Origin of the sequence: Acinetobacter sp. YH12040, from assembly GCF_013420005.1 — a bacterium.
Taxonomy (GTDB): domain Bacteria; phylum Pseudomonadota; class Gammaproteobacteria; order Pseudomonadales; family Moraxellaceae; genus Acinetobacter; species Acinetobacter amyesii.
This window is the reverse complement of record NZ_VOZB01000003.1, coordinates 289,515-308,223: the sequence shown is the minus strand read 5'-3', so window position 1 is coordinate 308,223 and position 18,709 is coordinate 289,515. Positions and strand designations below refer to the sequence as shown.

At 38.7% G+C, this 18,709-nt stretch carries 16 protein-coding genes; 8 read left to right on the top strand and 8 right to left on the bottom strand.

Features of this window, described 5'->3' with window-relative positions; genetic code table 11:
• Positions 1-41: 41 nt before the first annotated feature.
• Positions 42-1,406, bottom strand: a complete 1,365-nt coding sequence (locus FTT99_RS04725; RefSeq protein ID WP_180129692.1) for an alpha/beta hydrolase-fold protein — start codon at positions 1,404-1,406, stop codon at positions 42-44.
• A gap of 227 nt (positions 1,407-1,633) precedes the next feature.
• Between FTT99_RS04725 and FTT99_RS04720 the strand changes: the two genes are divergently transcribed.
• Positions 1,634-2,350 (top strand): SGNH/GDSL hydrolase family protein, encoded by a 717-nt coding sequence (locus tag FTT99_RS04720; protein ID WP_180129693.1) that lies wholly within the window; start codon positions 1,634-1,636, stop codon positions 2,348-2,350.
• Between the two features lie 39 nt (positions 2,351-2,389).
• A complete protein-coding gene (locus FTT99_RS04715) occupies positions 2,390-2,998 on the top strand; it encodes a uracil-DNA glycosylase family protein (protein WP_180129695.1) in 609 nt (202 codons plus the stop codon).
• A gap of 107 nt (positions 2,999-3,105) precedes the next feature.
• Here FTT99_RS04715 and FTT99_RS04710 read toward each other — a convergent pair whose 3' ends face one another.
• Positions 3,106-3,543: a hypothetical protein gene (locus tag FTT99_RS04710; protein ID WP_180035746.1), complete on the bottom strand. Its 438-nt coding sequence runs from the start codon at positions 3,541-3,543 to the stop codon at positions 3,106-3,108.
• Positions 3,544-3,681: 138 nt separating this feature from the next.
• Here FTT99_RS04710 and FTT99_RS04705 point away from each other — a divergent pair, with 138 nt between their 5' ends.
• The gene (locus FTT99_RS04705; protein WP_218948585.1) at positions 3,682-4,371 is read left to right on the top strand and encodes a class I SAM-dependent methyltransferase; all 690 of its coding nucleotides are present in this window, start codon (positions 3,682-3,684) and stop codon (positions 4,369-4,371) included.
• Positions 4,372-4,442: 71 nt separating this feature from the next.
• Here FTT99_RS04705 and FTT99_RS04700 read toward each other — a convergent pair whose 3' ends face one another.
• Complete coding sequence (locus FTT99_RS04700; RefSeq protein WP_180129696.1) at positions 4,443-5,999, bottom strand: phospholipase D family protein; 1,557 nt, start codon at positions 5,997-5,999, stop codon at positions 4,443-4,445.
• 125 nt (positions 6,000-6,124) lie between these two features.
• Between FTT99_RS04700 and FTT99_RS04695 the strand changes: the two genes are divergently transcribed.
• The 3 genes from FTT99_RS04695 to FTT99_RS04685 all read left to right on the top strand — a co-directional run bounded on the left by FTT99_RS04695 (position 6,125) and on the right by FTT99_RS04685 (position 9,757).
• Entirely contained in the window at positions 6,125-7,240 is a 1,116-nt protein-coding gene (locus FTT99_RS04695; RefSeq protein WP_180129698.1) for an S-(hydroxymethyl)glutathione dehydrogenase/class III alcohol dehydrogenase, read from the top strand.
• Between the two features lie 292 nt (positions 7,241-7,532).
• Positions 7,533-8,552 carry a flavin reductase family protein gene (locus FTT99_RS04690; RefSeq protein ID WP_180129699.1) on the top strand — a complete coding sequence of 340 codons (1,020 nt, stop codon included), beginning with the start codon at positions 7,533-7,535 and terminating at the stop codon, positions 8,550-8,552.
• A gap of 35 nt (positions 8,553-8,587) precedes the next feature.
• The gene (locus FTT99_RS04685; RefSeq protein WP_180129701.1) at positions 8,588-9,757 is read left to right on the top strand and encodes an acyl-CoA desaturase; all 1,170 of its coding nucleotides are present in this window, start codon (positions 8,588-8,590) and stop codon (positions 9,755-9,757) included.
• Between the two features lie 99 nt (positions 9,758-9,856).
• Here the strand turns inward: FTT99_RS04685 and FTT99_RS04680 are convergent, their stop codons facing one another.
• A complete protein-coding gene (locus FTT99_RS04680) occupies positions 9,857-11,434 on the bottom strand; it encodes an ATP-binding cassette domain-containing protein (RefSeq protein ID WP_180129703.1) in 1,578 nt (525 codons plus the stop codon).
• 699 nt (positions 11,435-12,133) lie between these two features.
• On the opposite strand from FTT99_RS04680, the gene FTT99_RS04675 reads away from it, so the two are divergent.
• Together FTT99_RS04675 and FTT99_RS04670 are read left to right on the top strand one after the other, a co-directional pair.
• Positions 12,134-13,216: a 3-deoxy-7-phosphoheptulonate synthase gene (locus tag FTT99_RS04675; RefSeq protein WP_180129704.1), complete on the top strand. Its 1,083-nt coding sequence runs from the start codon at positions 12,134-12,136 to the stop codon at positions 13,214-13,216.
• A 362-nt stretch (positions 13,217-13,578) separates the two neighbouring features.
• Complete coding sequence (locus FTT99_RS04670; protein WP_373684552.1) at positions 13,579-14,679, top strand: PilT/PilU family type 4a pilus ATPase; 1,101 nt, start codon at positions 13,579-13,581, stop codon at positions 14,677-14,679.
• A gap of 98 nt (positions 14,680-14,777) precedes the next feature.
• Here the strand turns inward: FTT99_RS04670 and gcvH are convergent, their stop codons facing one another.
• The 4 genes from gcvH to FTT99_RS04650 all read right to left on the bottom strand — a co-directional run bounded on the left by gcvH (position 14,778) and on the right by FTT99_RS04650 (position 18,704).
• Entirely contained in the window at positions 14,778-15,152 is a 375-nt protein-coding gene (gene gcvH, locus FTT99_RS04665; RefSeq protein ID WP_078193810.1) for a glycine cleavage system protein GcvH, read from the bottom strand.
• Positions 15,153-15,224: 72 nt separating this feature from the next.
• The gene (locus tag FTT99_RS04660) at positions 15,225-16,253 is read right to left on the bottom strand and encodes an AraC family transcriptional regulator (protein WP_078190954.1); all 1,029 of its coding nucleotides are present in this window, start codon (positions 16,251-16,253) and stop codon (positions 15,225-15,227) included.
• Positions 16,254-16,402: 149 nt separating this feature from the next.
• Positions 16,403-16,852, bottom strand: a complete 450-nt coding sequence (locus FTT99_RS04655) for a MaoC family dehydratase (protein ID WP_180129706.1) — start codon at positions 16,850-16,852, stop codon at positions 16,403-16,405.
• Positions 16,830-18,704, bottom strand: a complete 1,875-nt coding sequence (locus FTT99_RS04650) for an ABC transporter ATP-binding protein (protein ID WP_180129708.1) — start codon at positions 18,702-18,704, stop codon at positions 16,830-16,832. The genes FTT99_RS04655 and FTT99_RS04650 overlap by 23 nt, the downstream gene beginning before the upstream one ends.
• Positions 18,705-18,709 lie beyond the last annotated feature (5 nt).

The window sequence follows — 18,709 nt, the reverse complement described above, 5'->3', positions numbered from 1 at the left end:
CCCTCAATTGAGGGCTTTTTTATGATCTAAACGTTTATAAACTACTTTTGCGCAAAAAAATGTTTGAGTGCATCTTGCAAGGCAACTTGCCATACCGCGTAGGAATGTCCGCCGATATACGATTGGTAATGCACATCATGACCTTTATTTTTTAAATCGGCTGCAACAATAGGTGAAGTCTCTAAAATACTCAGTTCATTATTATTTCGAGAGCTTTCATAACTATTGGCAGTAATAAACCAATGCTGTTTAGGTTGTGAGGTTTTATCACGAATGATTTTACTCATGCCATTAGGGAGGTCTGTCGGCGCATTTTGCCACCAAAATGATCCAGATAACGGTACGACATGACTAATTTGATTTGGATTTTCTAAGGCTAAATAAGCTGAACTTAAACCGCCAAGACTTGACCCAAGTAGTACCGTTTTCTTCGAATCGACTTTTGCAGGTGCATTTTTTTGAATCCAAGGCATCAGTTCATCACTAAAAAAAGCTGAAAATTTTGCATTGGGTGTTAATTCTTTCGGTCGTTCCTGATCGTTCGGTGGATAAACAAATATGACTTGAATTGGCGGTAACTGACCATGCTCAACTAATATATCTAATGCCTTTGGAACATTCAGCAACTCGTTATATTGCTGACCATCAAAAAATATAGCGGTGATATAGCTTTGATTTTTCTTAGCTTTAGATTGGTAAATTTGGATTTTACGTGAGTTATTCAAAATTTTGCTGTCTAAAGCAAACTCTTGTAATTGGGGCTGTTTCACATTTGGATATTGTTTTGGATCAATAAAAGGCGGGGCATCTTTAAGCGCCACTAAATTTTCATTACGCAAGCCTGATGTGTCATCACTTGCGAGATAAGTGTTTTTGTTGAAAGGATCAATGCGTTGTACTTGTATCACAGCACGACGCTGCGTTCTTGATTCTTTAAGTTTAGGATTCAGATGCGGACAATAATTTGACAGATAACCTTCTAAGTTCGGTAAGTCGACAGCAAAGCTATAACTGCCAATATAACGATGATCAATGATGGATTCTTTAAACCAAATATCGGTATTTGGTAGGCGTGTTAACCATTCATGGTCATTACTCGGGCCACCAATAAGACGAACATTATGCTGCGCACCCTTCCATAAGAAAACTATGCGGCTATGTTGTTCATCATAGTTTTCGATGATTGGTGTACCAATAAGCTCGACACTCATCCAAAAATCTTCAAGTATTTGAGCACGTTGTTTTGGATTTTGATTTAACTGATGCTGTAGGTTTAATAATATTTGGCTTTGCGCTTTGACATCTTCACATGCAGCAGCATAGGGGAAATGTTTTTTTTCTGTTGTATCGGTTAAAGCGGGTGAATTTTGAGTTTGGGCAAAAGCAGAAGAAACAGCAACGCTCATAGAGCAAGCTAAAAAAAGTGGGGAAAGTTTTTTCATTGAAATAATAAAATAGGTAGAATGAAATCAGATAAATGATAATCATTATTAATATAAAAAACTAGCAATATGCCGCAGAATGGTGCTTTTAAAAAAAGAAAATGTAGAAAAATAACAATAGAGTCAATGCTTTGTTTTTTAAACTAATTAAAATAATGCAGTCGACAAGCTCTCAATCATTGCTAAATATTATGCTACTCAAAGTATCAACACTGCTGCTGTTACCTGCATTACTGATCCAAGGTTACCGTGTGAAAAAAAATACCCCACGTTTAGCAGAACCGGTGGGAGAGCGCTGTGGAATAATTGGTCAGGGTAATCGGCCATTATCGGTATTAATACTAGGTGATTCAGCAGCAGCAGGTGTCGGCGTCGAGCATCAGTCGGATGCGCTATTGGGACAATTGCTTAAAATTTTATCGCCTGATTATCAAGTTCACTATTGCCTTGAAGCCACAACGGGACATAACAGCCAGCAAATCATCAATGCTTTGGACAATGTCACTACGCAGAACTTTAATGTCGTGATCAGCTCTGTTGGTGTCAATGATGTCACAGCTTTAAAACAGCCAGACCAATGGTTGAAGCTCCAGCAGCGTTTATATCAAGCTGTCGAGGAAAGGTTTCATCCACAGCTATTGATCATTTCAGGTGTGCCACCAATGAATGCGTTTCCAGCTTTACCGTTTCCATTGTCATGGTTGTTTGGACAATATTCGCAAAAGATGAATGCGCTGTTAAAAAATTATGTTAATACTCAAGCGAATATGAGATTAATTCAATACGATTTACACGAGTATCGTGAAAAAAAATTAAAAATGGCCAAAGACGGCTTTCACCCGAGTAAAGAAATTTATCAGTTATGGGCTGAAAAAATAGCGAAACATATCACTGAACAATTTTCATAGATAATATATGATTCAATCACTTGGTGAAGTTACATCTATATGAGTAAAGATATTTCAGACGTGAATCCGCAAATCGAAACGCATCCTTTAGCGCCATTTTTGCCAGCAAATGGGAAACTCTTGATGCTAGGGAGTTTTCCGCCACCTAAAACACGCTGGAAGATGGATTTTTATTATCCAAATTTCCAAAATGACATGTGGAAAATCTTTGGCTTATGTTTTTTTCAGGATAAAAATCATTTTCTCAATCTTGATAGCAAGACTTTTAAAGAACAGCTCATTCGAGATTTTTTCAATGAAATAGGCATAGGCATTTTTGATACGGCCTATCAAGTGATTCGTTTGAAAGGCAATGCGTCAGACAAGTTTTTACAGATTCATCAGCCAACCGATATTGCGAAGCTTCTTACGCAGATGCCTAATTGCCATAGTATTATGACGACAGGAGACAAAGCGACTGATACTTTAATGCTCTCTATGCCAGAAAATACGGAAAAACCACACATTGGGCATGCTGTTCATACCGAATTTGCAGGCAGAGATTTGACTTTATACCGTATGCCATCATCATCTAGAGCTTATCCACTAGCACTGGAAAAAAAAGCCGAAGCCTATCAAAGCTTATTTAAAGATATAGGCTTGCTTTAGGGAAGTTTGCGTTATTGTGAGATACCTTGAAATTTATGTCTCATTTAAACAGGCAAACATTCAATGATTAAAAGGTGGCATCTTAATAATGGATAAACACCAATTCCTTAGCCATCATATTCAACATAATCCCAAAGGTTTAAACGCGCTTTAATTTCTTTGCGAATATGAGGCAGCATAGGCAGTAAAGTGCCATCGATCCACAAACTCAGAGTCTGGGATGAAACTTTTTTGTTTGCATCATCTACAATTTGCGCGCCTTTCACGATCACCAAAGTTTCTTCGCTAGCTGCAGTTTCAATGCCTTTAAATAAAAGCTGTAATTCATGACCTGTATCTTGAATTAACCATTCCAACTCAATTTGAATATTGTGATTAGATTTAAGTACAGCTTGGCCTTCAATTATGTCATTGTCAGATAAGCAGTCATGCTCAACCCGAACTTTCGACAAAAACCATTCTTGATGACCAAGTTCAGGAAGTGTCGTAAAAGGCGTTAAAATATCACTTAAATTAAATTGGCGGCTTAAATCAAAAAATTGCATTAGAAAACTTTAGGGGGAGATAAAACAAAATAAGCGGTGGATGTTAAAGCATCATCAAGTGTGAGTAAAACCTTTGCTTTTATTGAGATGTTTTATGTATAAATAGCATTCAATCTATCTAAATTAAGTCTAAGATAAATGAATTGCGAAAATAATATTCACATAAATGATGTGCACAGCCCCATAGACTTAAAAGATCCAATCGAAGCTAAACAATGGGCCGCTGAAGTGAATCTTAAACGACCGTGGCGTTATGACATCTTTCAAATGTATGTCGACTCTATTTTGGCTTTAAACCCGAATGCGCACGTGCTTGAACTCGGTTCAGGCCCAGGCTATTTGGCAGAGTTTTTAATCAATCATTGTCCAAATATAGATTACACAGCATTTGATTTTTCCGAAGCTATGCATGACTTGGCAAAAGGAAAACTAAGTGCAGCGCAACGCTTAAAATGTAATTTTATAACAGGGGATTTCAAACAATCTGCTTGGGAAGAATCACTTCACTTCAATCAAAACAGCACCTTTGATGTGATTATTATTCATCAGGCCTTACATGAATTGAGGCATAAGGCGTATGCAGCAGAGTTTCATCGGACTGTAAAAACGTTGTTAAACACACAAGGCGTGTATTTTGTATGTGATCATTTATATGCACCACATGCACAGCAAAATCATGAGTTGTATATGTCAGTTGAGGAACATTTAGCCGCGCTGAAAGCAGCCAATTATGGCCAAGTGGAATGTCTGGGTGAAGTCAATGGTTTGGTTCTTTTCAAAAGCCAGCACTCATATGAACGAGACAGACTAAGACCGTTTTTGACTTGATCGAACTTATCAGATTATTTCAATAAATAGCCTCGACGAGGGCAATTCAATCATTTAGCAGTACGTTGTCATTACATCATCCATTCAATCGGGAGGTATGACACTGCTTTTATACTAAATCGTTGGAATCTTGTTGTTTCTGGTTCATGAGTATAGGTTTTGGTTTTTCCATTTTTTTGATGCTCTAACCAAATGATTTCGCCGTTTTTATCCAGTTTTAATTCATATGCAATTTGCGGTAAGTATTGGTTTAATGCGGCAGAAATATCGTTTTGTAATCGATCAGACTTAACGACTAGGCCAACTTCTGAATTTAAATTTGCTGAACGTGGATCAAAGTTAAACGATCCAATAAATAACATACCGTCAATATCGAAAAATTTTGCATGCAAACTAGAGGCATTTTTGCCTTTCGCAGGGATGATATTTCCAGTCATGACTTCATACCATGTGCGTTTAGAGCGTTCTATATGGGGTTTAAATTCATATAATTTCACGCCATTTTCGAGTAAGTCTTTGCGATATTTCTGATAAAACGCATGAACGACAGCGACGTCATTGGCTAAAAATGAATTGGTTAACACACGGACTTCTACATTTTTACCTGCAAGACCCGTCAGAAAGTCAGTGCCTTGTTGCGTAGGAACAAAATAAGCCGAAACCAATTCCATGCGTTCTTTGGGCTGTCCCATCAAAGTAGAAAATTGGTTATAAATCAATTCTTGTTCTTTGGCTTCACCACGTATTTTATTCGGACTATCCGCAATAAAATGAGCTTCAGCCCAGTTCACCGGTCTAAGTTTAAGCTGAGCCGCCAGTTGTTGTTGTGCATAGTTAATGCGCTGCTGATCTTTAGTCAACGTTATAGAGTTTTCTTGGTATGTTTGTCTTAATTGATTTAATTCTTCTTTTGTACCTGCACCAATCCATTGCTGGACAGAATAACTTAAATCATCATTCCAAAAGTTCAAAAACACCTGATTGGCTTGTTGAATGGCTTCGCCATAGAAAAGGATGTCCAAATCTGTAAATTGAAAACTTTCACTGGCATCAAAATATTCATTACTGATGTTACGACCACCAGTTACGCCTATAAAACCATCGGCAACAATTAATTTATTATGCATACGATGGTTAATATGCTTTAAGCGAAATGCATAATCAATGACACGTAATTTTCTGAATTTATAGGGATTAAATAGTTTGATTGAAATGTTGGGATGTGCTGAAAGGGCTTGTAAGGTCGGATCGAGTTTCGTCCCGTTTTGATCATCAATTAATAACCTTACTTTTACTCCACGGTCAGCGGCATGCAGTAATTCTTGAAACATCAGATGCCCAATAGCGTCATTTTCCCAAATGTAATATTGCAAATCGATGGTGTATTTTGCATTTCGAATCAAATGTAGGCGAGAAGCAATGCTTAAGAACGCATCATCTAAGGCTAAGTAAGCCGTTTGTTTTTGTTCTAATTTTTCTAAATCCGTAGCAGACGTAATCCATTTTTCTGCATGTGATTGTATTGGGACATCTTTTTTTGACTGATTGCTAGGTAAGCTGCATCCAGTTAATAGGCTGATGGAAACAGTTAAACCGACAGTACAACTTATTTCACGTAATTGTATCATTCGAATAGCGTTAATCATTCCTTGAAAAATTCATCATAACATCATGTTTTAAGGTTGTATCTAGGCTTAAAAAGAGGTTACTGTAACTCATCTGTTAATATAAGCCATACAGGATGTTTTTAGACATGAAATCACGTGCAGCCGTTGCTTTTGGACCGGGTCAGCCTTTAGAAATTGTTGAAATTGATGTGGCACCACCTAAAGCAGGTGAGGTTTTAGTCAAAATTAGCCATACAGGTGTGTGTCATACAGATGCATTTACATTGTCAGGTGATGATCCTGAAGGCGTATTTCCAGCAATTTTAGGGCATGAAGGTGCAGGTGTTGTGGTTGAAGTCGGTGAAGGTGTGACTTCAGTGCAACCGGGTGATCATGTAATTCCGCTTTATACCGCAGAATGTGGTGAATGTTTATTCTGTAAATCGGGTAAAACAAATCTTTGTGTATCTGTACGAGCAACACAAGGGAAAGGTTTAATGCCTGATGGCACAACACGTTTTTCTTACAATGGCCAGCCGATTTATCACTATATGGGCTGTTCAACATTCTCTGAATATACTGTGGTTGCAGAAGTGTCTTTGGCAAAAATTAACCCTGAAGCGAACCACGAACATGTATGTTTGTTGGGTTGCGGCGTAACAACAGGTTTAGGTGCAGTTAAAAATACCGCTAAAGTTCAGGAAGGTGATTCAGTTGCAGTCTTTGGTTTAGGTGGAATTGGTTTGGCTGTGGTACAAGGTGCTAAAAAAGCCAAAGCAGGTCGTATCATTGCGGTAGATACCAATCCTGACAAATTCAAACTGGCTGAAGAGTTTGGCGCTACAGATTTTGTTAATCCAAAAGATTATGATCGTCCAGTTCAAGAAGTGATTGTAGAAATGACCGGCTGGGGCGTTGACCATTCATTTGAATGTATTGGCAATACCAGTGTGATGCGCTCTGCTTTGGAATGTGCTCACCGTGGTTGGGGTCAATCTGTGATTATTGGTGTGGCAGGTGCAGGTCAAGAAATTTCAACCCGTCCATTCCAATTGGTTACAGGTCGTACTTGGAAAGGCACTGCTTTTGGTGGTGTTAAAGGTCGTTCACAATTACCGGGTATGGTAGAAGAAGCCATGTCAGGCGAGATCAAACTTGAACCATTCGTGACCCATACTATGGGTCTGGATAAAATCAATGAAGCCTTTGATTTAATGCATGAAGGTAAATCAATTCGCTCTGTTGTACATTTTGAAGATTAAACTTTGATTTAAATATTTTTGATTAAACGACTAATCATTTAAATATTAATGCGTTAATTTGCACTGTTTTAAAAACTAGGCTTTGGCCTAGTTTTTTTTATTTGTGTCGTTATAACAAATCAAAACTTCAAATTAGGATTTGCAAAAAGTGACAGATTGTTAGACATAAAATGATAAAAAATGCCAAATGATAGATTTTGTCCCGAATTCACATGGTGGGAAATTAGCACTAAACATAAGGTATGCATAATTTAAAAACAAATGTATATTAATGCATTATCCGAGGCAAAAAATGACAACTACAAGTTACAAGCCTGAGTGGATTCGGGAAGATTTTATTGATTTTATCGGAGAGAAATTTGATGCAATTTGGGCCTACAAACGTGTAAAAGCACAATTGGTTAAATCACGTTGTGTGGGGATCGGGTTTTATGAACTGAGTTTTTTAGCGAATCACAACTTTAAATCAGCAAACTTTCGACCAGGCCAATGTGTTTTGGTTACAGTTGTCAAAGATGGTGTACGTCATCAACGTAGCTATAGCATCGTCGAAATCAATACATCAGGTCATGTGGTGTTTGCCGTCAAACAACAAGGCAAAGTGTCCAACTGCCTGACGCAATTAAAAACAGGTGATGTTGTTGAATTATCGCAACCGCAAGGTGAGTTTGGCCTAAAGCTAAATTCGGATCGACCAATTTTGCTGCTTGCTTCTGGTAGTGGCATAACCTCAATTATGGCTTTGTTTAAACAAGCGATTCAGCTTGGGCGTACGGTTGACCTGATTTATTTCAATCGAGATGATGCTTATTTGGATGAATTGATTCAACTAGCGAAGCAATCTAACCATGCACATTTACATGCGATTAATACGCTGAAAACAAAATTGCATATCTCACCAGAAGTGCTAAATCACATGATCCCTGATTTTAAGCAGCGAGATTGCTATGCCTGTGGTGCAGCGCCAATGATGCAAAGCATTGAACAACTGTATCGTGAATTCAAGCTTTCAGATTATTTATACACTGAATATTTTCAAATGATTGCTGATGATTCAGTACCTGCTCAACCTGTCACTTTTAGTTTAGCCCAGCAAGATTTTTTAGCAGAAGGTAACTTACTTGAAAGTGCTGAAAAAGCCGGTTTAAAACCTGCGCATGGTTGTCGGATGGGTATTTGTAATACTTGTTCGTGTACGAAATTACAGGGGTCAGTGAAAAACTTAATCACTGGCGAAATTGATCATGCGAATAACACACAAATCAAGTTATGTGTCTCTCAGGCCATTTCACCTGTACGTATTCAACTCTAACCCAAGCCGCATAAAAACAAATCAGGGGCATCAACATGAATCAATCGATATATATTCGTCCGAATAGTAAGTCACGTTATTTATCTCCAGAACAAACTGCTGAATTTGGCGAAAAAGTTGAGCAAATTCGCCGTGAAATCATGCAGAGCGTAGGTGAAAAAGATGCAGCGTATATTTATAAAATTCGTAATTTTGTCCGTTATAGCGAGATTGCATCTCGTGGCATGTTGATGTTTGCAGGCTGGATTCCACCGGTGTGGTTACTGGGTACGGGTTTATTGGGTATTTCTAAAATCGTAGAGAACATGGAACTCGGTCATAATGTGATGCATGGTCAGTTTGATTGGTTAAATGACCCGAGTTTAAATGGTGCTAATTATGATTGGGATACCATTGCCACAGGTCAAGACTGGAAATATACCCATAACTATGTGCATCATACCTATACCAATATTGTCGGTATGGACCATGATGTCGGCTATGGCTTAATCCGTGTAAGTGAATCGCAAAAGTGGGAGCCACGTTTCCTTTTTAATATTCCACTGGCTGCCCAACTCATGGTTTTCTTTGAGTGGTATGTCGGCATTCAACGTTTACATTTAGAAGATGTTATTGCGTATAAAACCAAAACTTGGAAAGATGTATGGCATGAAGCAGCCGATGTACGTCAGAAAATTAAGCGCCAAGTGATTAAAGATTATGTGTTTTTCCCGCTTATTGCAGGTCCCAATGCGATTCCTGTATTTGCAGGAAATGCGGTAGCCAACGTGATTCGTAGTTTATGGGCTTCCGCTGTCATCTTTAATGGCCATTTTACTGAAGATGCGGAAAACTTCGAGATGGACAATACTGAAAATGAAACTCGAGCAGAGTGGTATCTCCGTCAAATTCGTGGCTCCAGTAATTTTAGTGGAACACAATGGTTGCATATACTCAGTGGTAATTTGAGTCACCAAATTGAACACCATTTATTCCCTGATATGCCTGCAAACCGCTATGCAGAAGCCGCACCTAAAATTAAAGCACTTTGTGAGGAATATGGTATTCACTATAATGAAGCCAGTTTCATCAAACAGTTTGCCAGCGTTTGGGTTCGCCTCGCGAAATGCTCAGTGCCGAATGACTGGAGAGCCGAGCTCAAGGAACGCTCAGCATCACTTCAGCAGCGCCTAAAACAAAAAATCATGAAGAAAATCGGGCATTAAAACACAGTATCGAATGGATGATTTTTAAAGCTGTAAATTCGCCAAAGTAGCGTTCATCTACTTTTGCTATTTTAGATCTTTCTAAAGAGTGAGAGAGAGCTATTCAACTAATTGCACGCTACTCTGAATGCCACAAGATTCTACAAAATATGCATCATGTGAAACGAGGATCACTGCACCTGTATAATGCTGAATGGCTTGAGCCAATAACGCTCTAGACTCTATATCTAAGTGATTTTCAGGTTCATCTAACAATAAAAGCTCAATATTCGGTGTTAAATAATTTAAGCCCAATAAGGTCACTTTTAAACGCTCACCACCACTTAAACAGTGAAATGGCAGTTCCGCTTTTTGACCACGGATTCTAAGTTGACCGAGTTGATTACGCCATTCCGTTGACGAAACCTCAGGATTAAACTTTGCCAAATTGTCCAAAACACTCAGTTCAGGTGATAAATTACTCAAGTTTTGATCTAAATACAGGGTATGCACAGACAAAAACGTTTCATGGCTAGACTGTGATGTGGTCTGACTCAAATACTTTAGAAATGTAGATTTACCAATACCATTTTTTCCTTTTAAATGAATTTTTTCACCTGCCTGTAAGGCCAAATCGAAAGGCTGGTGCTGAGATGTTTTGCTATGAAAATGTTTAACTCTTAAGATTTCTCCTGTTTTTTCAGCGTGATGTTGAAAAACGAATTGCTGCTCTTTAACATGCTCAAGTTGTTGCTGTGACTGAATCAGTTGAGATCTCTTTTCTTCCAATTGCTTCTGCTGTTGCGTTTGAACTGAAGCGAGGCTTTGACCGGCTTGTTCCTTTTTAAAATCGAGTAACACTTTGGCTTGGGTGCTTGACTTGCGTAGGACACGCCCTTGTTGTTCTCGTTTTTGCGCTTTCATCTGTGTTTCGTGTTGTTGTAATTTGAGTTGTTTTAACTCACGCTGCTGCATAGCATTACGCTGTAAGGTTTTATTTTGCAGATCATTTTGTTGAACGTAGTCTTCATAGTTGCCAGTAACATGACTGAGTCCAAACTCATTTAAAGCATAGATATGCTCTACATGTTGCAGCAATTCTCGATCATGACTGACAACAAATGCACCGGCAGGATGGTTTTTTAAACGATCGATGAGCCATAAGCGTGAGGATGCATCTAAATGGTTACTAGGTTCATCCAAAAGTAAATAATGGTCAGTTTTCAAAAATAATGCACACAAAGCCAATTTGTTTTTTTGCCCCTCACTCAGCTGAGCGACTGGGAAATTTAAATCTGTTGGTAGTGAAGCTTGCTTAAGTTGTTGCTGCCATAGTGCAGGACGGTGCCACTGATTTTCAGTCAGCTCAAAGTCTTCAAAACTTGTGCTGCCTATTTCGATACGTTGAAATGAGTCATATAAATCTTCCACACCGAGTGCAGAAGCAATCGTGTCAGCTTCTAGTCGAGAAAATTGTGATAAATAGGCATGTGGTACATTCCATGAAATTTCACCTTCATAGGGGAGATCTTTCAGATTTTGCGCATGTAAGATTTTAAGGATGCAGGACTTTCCTAAACCATTGCGACCAATACATGCCGAAAGTTGTTGATTGAGGTTAAATTTCAGGTTTTTAAAAAGTGTTTTGGATGGAAATTCCAAGCTTAATTTGGAAATTGTACAAGCCGTTTGAGTCATAGATGCACCTTGCGATAGCAAAGATGCGCAATACAAATAACTAATTTTATTCTATAAAAAAGACAATATTTGAGAAAATGCAGTCGAAGTCATTAGCCATGTGTTTGCACATCAAAAAATGGATTTGATGATCAAAAAAACAGGGCTTACTTCATTGGCAAATACTCGAATTAAAAATAAATGGAAAAAAGCTTTAAACAGCCTAATGTTGTGCAGTCTAATAAATGTTTATTTATTAATCAATACATCAAATTTTAAAAATAGGTCGCTATAATTGACAGTAGAGTTATTTAATACAACAAAATAGCAAAAAACTATTGTCAAACCGATGAATACAGCGTATTTTAATTTTCAGACAGATACTTTTTGATGAAATCAAGATGTTAAAGCAACCTTTAATCTCAAACGCATATTATTACTTCTGGCAGTTTAGATAATTGCCTGAACGCGTTCGGGCATGAAAAAGGTTGCCCACCAAGTTTATACCTGATCGGCAACCCTGATCAGGTTTTTTTATGTCTTGATTTTTATAATATTTTTGGAGAAATCTCATGTTTACAGTAAATAATTCATATTTTAGCAACGGTTATTGGTTTTACTTTAGTCAGTCTATGTCTAAAGCCTTGAAGTCCCAAAGTCCCATAACGCTCAGATAAAAGATCGGACTGTTTATACGTACAGTCCAAAGGAATAGAACCAATGAATGCGCTAAATACAGCTTTACAAAAAACTCAAAATTCAGAAATTCAGAAATCTACACGGCCAAAAGAAACGCTTTTGAGCTTGCCACATCAACTGAAACAACAATTACCTTTATCAGTTCATGCTGCAGAACAAATTGCTGCACATCGTGCAACTATTCAAAATATTTTGACAGGTCTAGACCCGCGTCTAATGATTATTACAGGTCCATGTTCAATCCATGATCCGATTGCTGCGTTGGAATATGCTGAAAAATTAAAACAATTACAGGCACAGGTTTCAGATCAAATTTTTCTTGTGATGCGCGCATACATTGAGAAACCACGTACTACAGTGGGCTGGAAAGGCTATATGTATGACCCAAGTTTAGATGGTTCATCTAATATGCAGTTGGGCTTAGAAAAATCACGTGAGCTGTACTTACAAATTATTGAAATGGGTTTGCCAATTGCCTCTGAAATTTTAAGCCCAATGGCGACGGGTTATTTTGATGACCTTTTGGCTTGGGGTGCAATCGGTGCGCGTACCAGCGAATCACAAATTCATCGTGAAATCTCGAGTCATATGCCATACAGTATTGGTTTCAAAAACGGAACAGATGGATCAATCCAAATTGCTCTAGATGCCATTCAATCTGCTTCGCATCCACACCAGTTTTTAGGTATGAGTCAAACTGGCTTACCGTGTATTTTAGAATCTGTTGGTAACCCGCAAGCACATTTAATTTTACGTGGCTCAAATACAGGTCCAAATTATAGTTTGGCTGAAATAGACAAAATTCGCAGCAAAGCAAAAGGCGATTTACCAGCTTTAGTGATCGATTGTAGTCATGGCAATAGCCATAAAGACCCAATGAAGCAACCTGAAGTATTACGCACAATTGTAGCAGAGCGTGAGCATACCCAAGTGCGTGGCGTGATGTTGGAAAGTCATTTGGTGGACGGTAATCAAAAAATTAGTTGTGACATGACTTATGGTCAATCTGTAACAGATGGATGCTTAGGTTGGGACAAAACCATTGATTTGATTCAACAGGTTGCGAATGAGCTTCGTGCATCGCAAATCAAACGTAGTGCTTAACAATCCAGAGCATACTCAGTCCTGAATTGATTAACCGCTAAGCCTTAGAACATTGATTGTTCTAAGGCTTTTATTTTGAAAAATCCTTTGTTGTTTACTGTGATATAAAAATTAAAATATAGCCTATATATTTAAAATATATACTGATAATTCAGTATTTTATGTTTGAGTGAGTCAGAATTTTTATGCACAATAATATCTAAGCCCAATACAGCGCTAGAAATAAAGACAATCTGTACGTGGGTGTTTGAAATTTTATATTGGGGAAGTTGATGTACACTGCTGAATTGTTGGAAGAAGCACGCCGTTTTATGTTCCACATGTTAACCAAAGTGGTTGAATATGGGTGATCTGATTTATTTATTACGGCAGATTTTCCACCAAGTATTAAACATCAAGGCATGATGAAACCCTTTGGGCAGCAAGAGCTTGATGCTGAGAAAACCAAGCTTTTCGCCTATAGTTTGATGAATGAGAAGCAACGCAAAGAGTTTGAAACAGAACTTGAATGTAACTTTGCGATTAGTGTGCCAAACGTTTCGCGTTTTCGTGTCAATGTTTTTCAGCAACAGTTACATGTGGGTATGGTTATTCGTACCATTACCGCAGAAATTCCAAACTTTGAAAAACTTAAATTACCGGCTTCGCTTAAGCATGTAATTATGGAAAAACGTGGTTTGGTTTTAGTGGTTGGGGGAACAGGTTCAGGGAAATCAACCTCTTTAGCGGCGCTGATTGATTATCGAAATGAAAACAGCGCAGGGCATATCATCACTGTTGAAGACCCAGTGGAATATGTGCATAAGCATAAAAAATCCATGATTACGCATCGTGAAGTTGGTGTAGATAGTCATTCGTGGCATAACGCCTTAAAAAACACCCTGCGACAAGCACCAGATGTGATTTTAATCGGTGAAATTCGAGACACTGAGACGATGGAACATGCGATTGCCTTTGCTGAAACTGGGCATTTATGTTTAGGTACGCTACATTCAAATAACGCCAATCAAACCCTAGATCGGATCATTAACTTCTTCCCAGAGGAGCGAAGAAATCAATTGCTTATGGATTTATCGAGCAATATGAAAGCGATTGTTTCGCAGCGTTTAATCCGGACTAAAGATGGTAAAGGACGCCGTGCAGCCGTTGAAATCATGTTAAACACGCCACTTATTTCAGATTTGATTTTGAAAGGTGAGTTTCATGAATTAAAAGCGATCATGGCAAAATCTCGTGAACTTGGGATGCAAACTTTCGACCAAGCTTTATTTGATTTATATAATGACGGCGCAATTTCTTATGAAGAGGCCTTAAGAAATGCCGATTCAACCAATGAATTACGTTTGCAAATTAAACTGAAAAGTTCACGTGCAAATGGTACTTCAGCGGCTGCGCAATCCTTTAGTATGGTTGAAGAAAAGAAAGAAGAACCTGAAAGTACCGAAGCTTCGGAAGAAATATAAGCTGCATATTCATACAAATGGTATATAAGCCAATTCAGCTATCATATTGAAATAAAAAAAATCAGCCTGAGGGCTGATTTTTTAGATATTAGAAATATTTACAGGCCAGCTTCATATTGTTCGCTGGTCAATAAAGCATCTACATCAGCCATATTGTCTGGTTTAATTTTATAAATCCAACCTTTGCTATAAGGCGCATCATTTACAAAATCTGGATCATCTTCAAGGTCCGGATTGACTTCAACGACTACACCAGAAACCGGTGCATGAATATCAGAAGCGGTTTTTACCGACTCAACCACACCCGCTTGTTCGCCAGCAGTGATATGTTGACCAACATCTGGTGCTTCAACATAAACTAAATCACCCAATGCGTCTTGTGCATGATCAGAAATGCCTGTTACAACAAGGTCACCTTCAATTCGCACCCATTCATGTGTACTTGCGTACTTTAAATCTGAAGGATGATTCATTGATAACTCCTTAAATCCATTAAATTCATTTTTGGCATGAGTTATACATGCTTTTTACGTAAAACAAAAGACTTATAAGTACGGATCTTTACGCCAATTGCTTGGGCTACGACCACTCCAGCGTTTAAATGCACGGCTAAAATTGGCGACATCGCTATAGCCCAATTCATCAGCAATTTGCTCTAAGGTAAAGTCAGTCCGTGATAGAAGCGAAGTAGCATGACGGTAGCGAACTTCGTCAACCAATGTTGAAAATGAAGTCCCTTCGGCAGCAAGTTGGCGTTTAAGAGTTCGATCGGACATGTGTAGCCGTTCAGCAACACTTTCGATACTTAAATAGTGCTGTTCGGAGTTGGTTAAAATGTCACGAACGCGCATGGCAATACGGTGACGTTCGCCCAAAGCGGAGAGTTCAGCTTCACATTGATTAATCGCGATTTGACTGGCAATCGGGTCTGCATGGACCAATTTATTGGTTAAATATTGCTTATCAAAACTAAGTAAGAGATGTGGCTGATCAAATCTAAATTGATGGCGTGGATATTTTGCAATAAACCGCTCAAAACCTTCAGGTTGAGGAAAATCAAAATCAATTTCACCAGCAGAATAATCCACACCGGTAATTGCTTTGCCCATGCTGATCATGCCAAAAATTAAGGCAATTGAAATCTCAGTACGTAAAGGCTCAATCGTAACGTCGGTTTGTAATTGAACAGTAGCTTTGGTTCCAAAAGTCGAGAAAAAAAGCTGTAAAAAGGGCATGCGTAGCTGAATAAAACGGTTTGCCAAGACTAAGGCATCGGTTATGTCCTTCGCCGTCATGATGGCATAGCCAATAAAACCATGAATCGAGATGCGCATTTGGTTGCCTAAATGAAAACCTAATGTTGGCTCACCAGTTAAACGTAGTGCGTGCTCTACCAATTGATTGGCGATGGGTGTTGGAATACGGAAATCTGGTTCAGCCAATTGTTCGCTGTTTAATCCGAAGGGACTAAATAATGTTTCTGCAGTGTAGCCCCATCGAGAGACCACATCTAAAAGGAGCAATCCATACACTCCGGGAATACCCTGATCCTGACGGGAATTAATTGTTTTCATAGCGTTCCGTTGCAATGCGGGTTTTTCTTCTGTTCAAGCTTATATTGGCATGATTCTGTGTTGTATCCCACAAAAATTGTTGGACAAACTGACTAGGCTCAACTATTTATAGCGGCCTACCTTAGCATTGTAAAGTAGGCCATTAAGGATTAATTCGCTTTAAATTCTTTGGAAAAGACCACAATTTTGGTCGTAGACATATAAAGAACGTCATTATGCTGATTGAGCGCTTGAGTGACATAGGTCACAATGCCGCGGTCTGTCTTACTTTTCGACGGAGTAATTGCTGATATTTCAACTTCTACACGAATTTTATCACCTGGACGCGTTGGGCGCGGCCAACGCAGACTTGATTCAGAGCCAATTAAGCCATAAGCCACAGGGAAACATTCAGTCCATAAGCGCATTGTTACAGCAGCAGTATGCCAACCACTTGCCGCTAGCCCTTGAAAGATCGGGTGTTGTTGGGCTTTGACTTCATCTGTATGAAATTCCTGAGGATCATAAGCGATGGCAAATTTTTTTATTTCTTCAACAGTCATTTCATATTCACGACTGCTAAAGTGATCACCAACTTTAAGGTCTTCCAGATACAGCATTTTCATCTTCCTTTGATTCTACTTTATGTTGTTCTATTAAAAAGCCACCGGTTTGACGCTGCCACAAGTGTGCATAAATACCATTCAAAGCGACAAGCTCTTCATGGGTGCCTTGCTCAGCAATACGTCCTTGATCCAAGACAATCAATCGATCCATTTGCGCAATTGTTGAGAGTCGATGCGCAATGGCAATCACAGTTTTGCCTTGCATCAAATCATCTAAACTCGATTGAATCGCAGCTTCGACTTCTGAATCGAGCGCACTTGTGGCTTCATCTAAAATTAAAATTGGTGCGTCTTTTAAAAATACTCGAGCAATTGCAATACGTTGACGCTGACCGCCAGATAATTTAACACCACGTTCACCAACAAATGCGTCATAGCCACGTTGGCCACGTAAATCGATCAATTGAGGAATGAATTCATCAGCTTTCGCTTTGCGTACTGCATCATACATTTCTTCATCAGTCGCATTCGGACGGCCATATTTAATATTTTCTTCAACCGTGCGATGCAATAACGAGGTGTCTTGGGTCACCAAAGCAATATTTTTTCTCAAGCTATCTTGGGTAATATCTTCTATATTTTGGCCATCAATCGAAATACGACCATGGTTGATATCGTAAAAGTGGAGTAAAAGTTGAATTAATGTCGATTTTCCGGCACCTGAACGCCCGACTATACCGATTTTTTCACCTGGTCGAATGGTTAAATTAAATTGATTGATGACCTTTTTATCATTATAAGCAAAACTGACATCTTCAAATTTAATTTCGCCTTGCTGTACTTTTAAGTCGGTTGCATCAGGTTTATCTTGAATATGAATCGGGCGGCCCATAGTCTTCATACCATCTTGAATTGTCCCGACATTTTCAAAAAGGGCAGACGTTTGCCACATCATAAACTCGGAAATACTACTGAGTTTTAAAATCATGGCGGTCGCTGCTGCAATGACCCCAAGCTCAGCTTGACCATCCATCCAAAGCCAAACAGCTGTTCCAAGTACACCACCATATAAAACTATGATCAGCAAATTCGTCGCGATATTGTATTTTGCTGCAAGACGCATTTGCTTATACACCGTCACCATAAACTCTTTCATAGAGGCTTTGGCATATTGGCTTTCGCGTCCTGCATGGGCAAACAATTTCACCGTTTGAATATTGGTGTAGGCATCGGTGACACGACCAGTCATTACTGCGCGTGCATTGGCTTGTTCATTTGAAATTTTGCTTAATTTGGGGATGAAATAGCATGCAGAACCAGTAAATAAAGCCAGCCAAAGTAATAATGGAACAATCAACAGTGGCGATATAGCACCTAAAATCACGGTGATCGAAATCAGGTAAATGAAGACATAGGCCAACATGTCACCAAGAATAATCCAAAACTCACGTACAGCCAGTGAAGTTTGCATGACTTTGGCAGATAAACGACCTGCAAAGTCGTTGTGGAAGAAATCTAAACTTTGTTTCAGTAATAAGTTATGAAATCTCCAACGTAGGCGCATTGGAAAGGTGCTATATAAAATCTGATGTTTAATAATGGTTTGAAGGCAAGAAAAGAAGATATTTGCCAATAAAATAAAGCTTAAAATAGTCAGATTCGTCTGGTGCTGCTGTAAAAAGGTTTCAGGTTGAGACTTACTGATCCAATTGACTAATTCGCCAATTTTGGAATAAAGCAGTGCTTCAAAACTCGCTACACCTGCTGTACAGAGTACCAATAACAATAGGTATTTTTTTACACCCGTCGCAGCTTGCCATACAAAGGGGAAAAATTTTGTCGGCAATGGTTTATTCAAGTCCTGTTCAGGATAAGCGTCAACTAAATTTTCAAACCATTTAAGCATGCAGA

Excerpts from the sequence above, each read along its gene's own strand:
- FTT99_RS04690 (WP_180129699.1), top strand. The coding sequence starts at position 7,533 with ATGACAACTACAAGTTACAAGCCTGAGTGGATTCGGGAAGATTTTATT.
- FTT99_RS04680 (WP_180129703.1), bottom strand. The coding sequence starts at position 11,434 with ATGACTCAAACGGCTTGTACAATTTCCAAATTAAGCTTGGAATTTCCA.
- FTT99_RS04660 (WP_078190954.1), bottom strand. The coding sequence starts at position 16,253 with ATGAAAACAATTAATTCCCGTCAGGATCAGGGTATTCCCGGAGTGTAT.
- FTT99_RS04655 (WP_180129706.1), bottom strand. The coding sequence starts at position 16,852 with ATGCTGTATCTGGAAGACCTTAAAGTTGGTGATCACTTTAGCAGTCGT.
- FTT99_RS04710 (WP_180035746.1), bottom strand. The coding sequence starts at position 3,543 with ATGCAATTTTTTGATTTAAGCCGCCAATTTAATTTAAGTGATATTTTA.
- FTT99_RS04650 (WP_180129708.1), bottom strand. The coding sequence starts at position 18,704 with ATGCTTAAATGGTTTGAAAATTTAGTTGACGCTTATCCTGAACAGGAC.
- FTT99_RS04675 (WP_180129704.1), top strand. The coding sequence starts at position 12,134 with ATGAATGCGCTAAATACAGCTTTACAAAAAACTCAAAATTCAGAAATT.
- FTT99_RS04715 (WP_180129695.1), top strand. The coding sequence starts at position 2,390 with ATGAGTAAAGATATTTCAGACGTGAATCCGCAAATCGAAACGCATCCT.
- FTT99_RS04725 (WP_180129692.1), bottom strand. The coding sequence starts at position 1,406 with ATGAGCGTTGCTGTTTCTTCTGCTTTTGCCCAAACTCAAAATTCACCC.
- FTT99_RS04705 (WP_218948585.1), top strand. The coding sequence starts at position 3,682 with ATGAATTGCGAAAATAATATTCACATAAATGATGTGCACAGCCCCATA.
- FTT99_RS04695 (WP_180129698.1), top strand. The coding sequence starts at position 6,125 with ATGAAATCACGTGCAGCCGTTGCTTTTGGACCGGGTCAGCCTTTAGAA.
- FTT99_RS04700 (WP_180129696.1), bottom strand. The coding sequence starts at position 5,999 with ATGATACAATTACGTGAAATAAGTTGTACTGTCGGTTTAACTGTTTCC.
- FTT99_RS04685 (WP_180129701.1), top strand. The coding sequence starts at position 8,588 with ATGAATCAATCGATATATATTCGTCCGAATAGTAAGTCACGTTATTTA.
- FTT99_RS04720 (WP_180129693.1), top strand. The coding sequence starts at position 1,634 with ATGCTACTCAAAGTATCAACACTGCTGCTGTTACCTGCATTACTGATC.
- gcvH (WP_078193810.1), bottom strand. The coding sequence starts at position 15,152 with ATGAATCATCCTTCAGATTTAAAGTACGCAAGTACACATGAATGGGTG.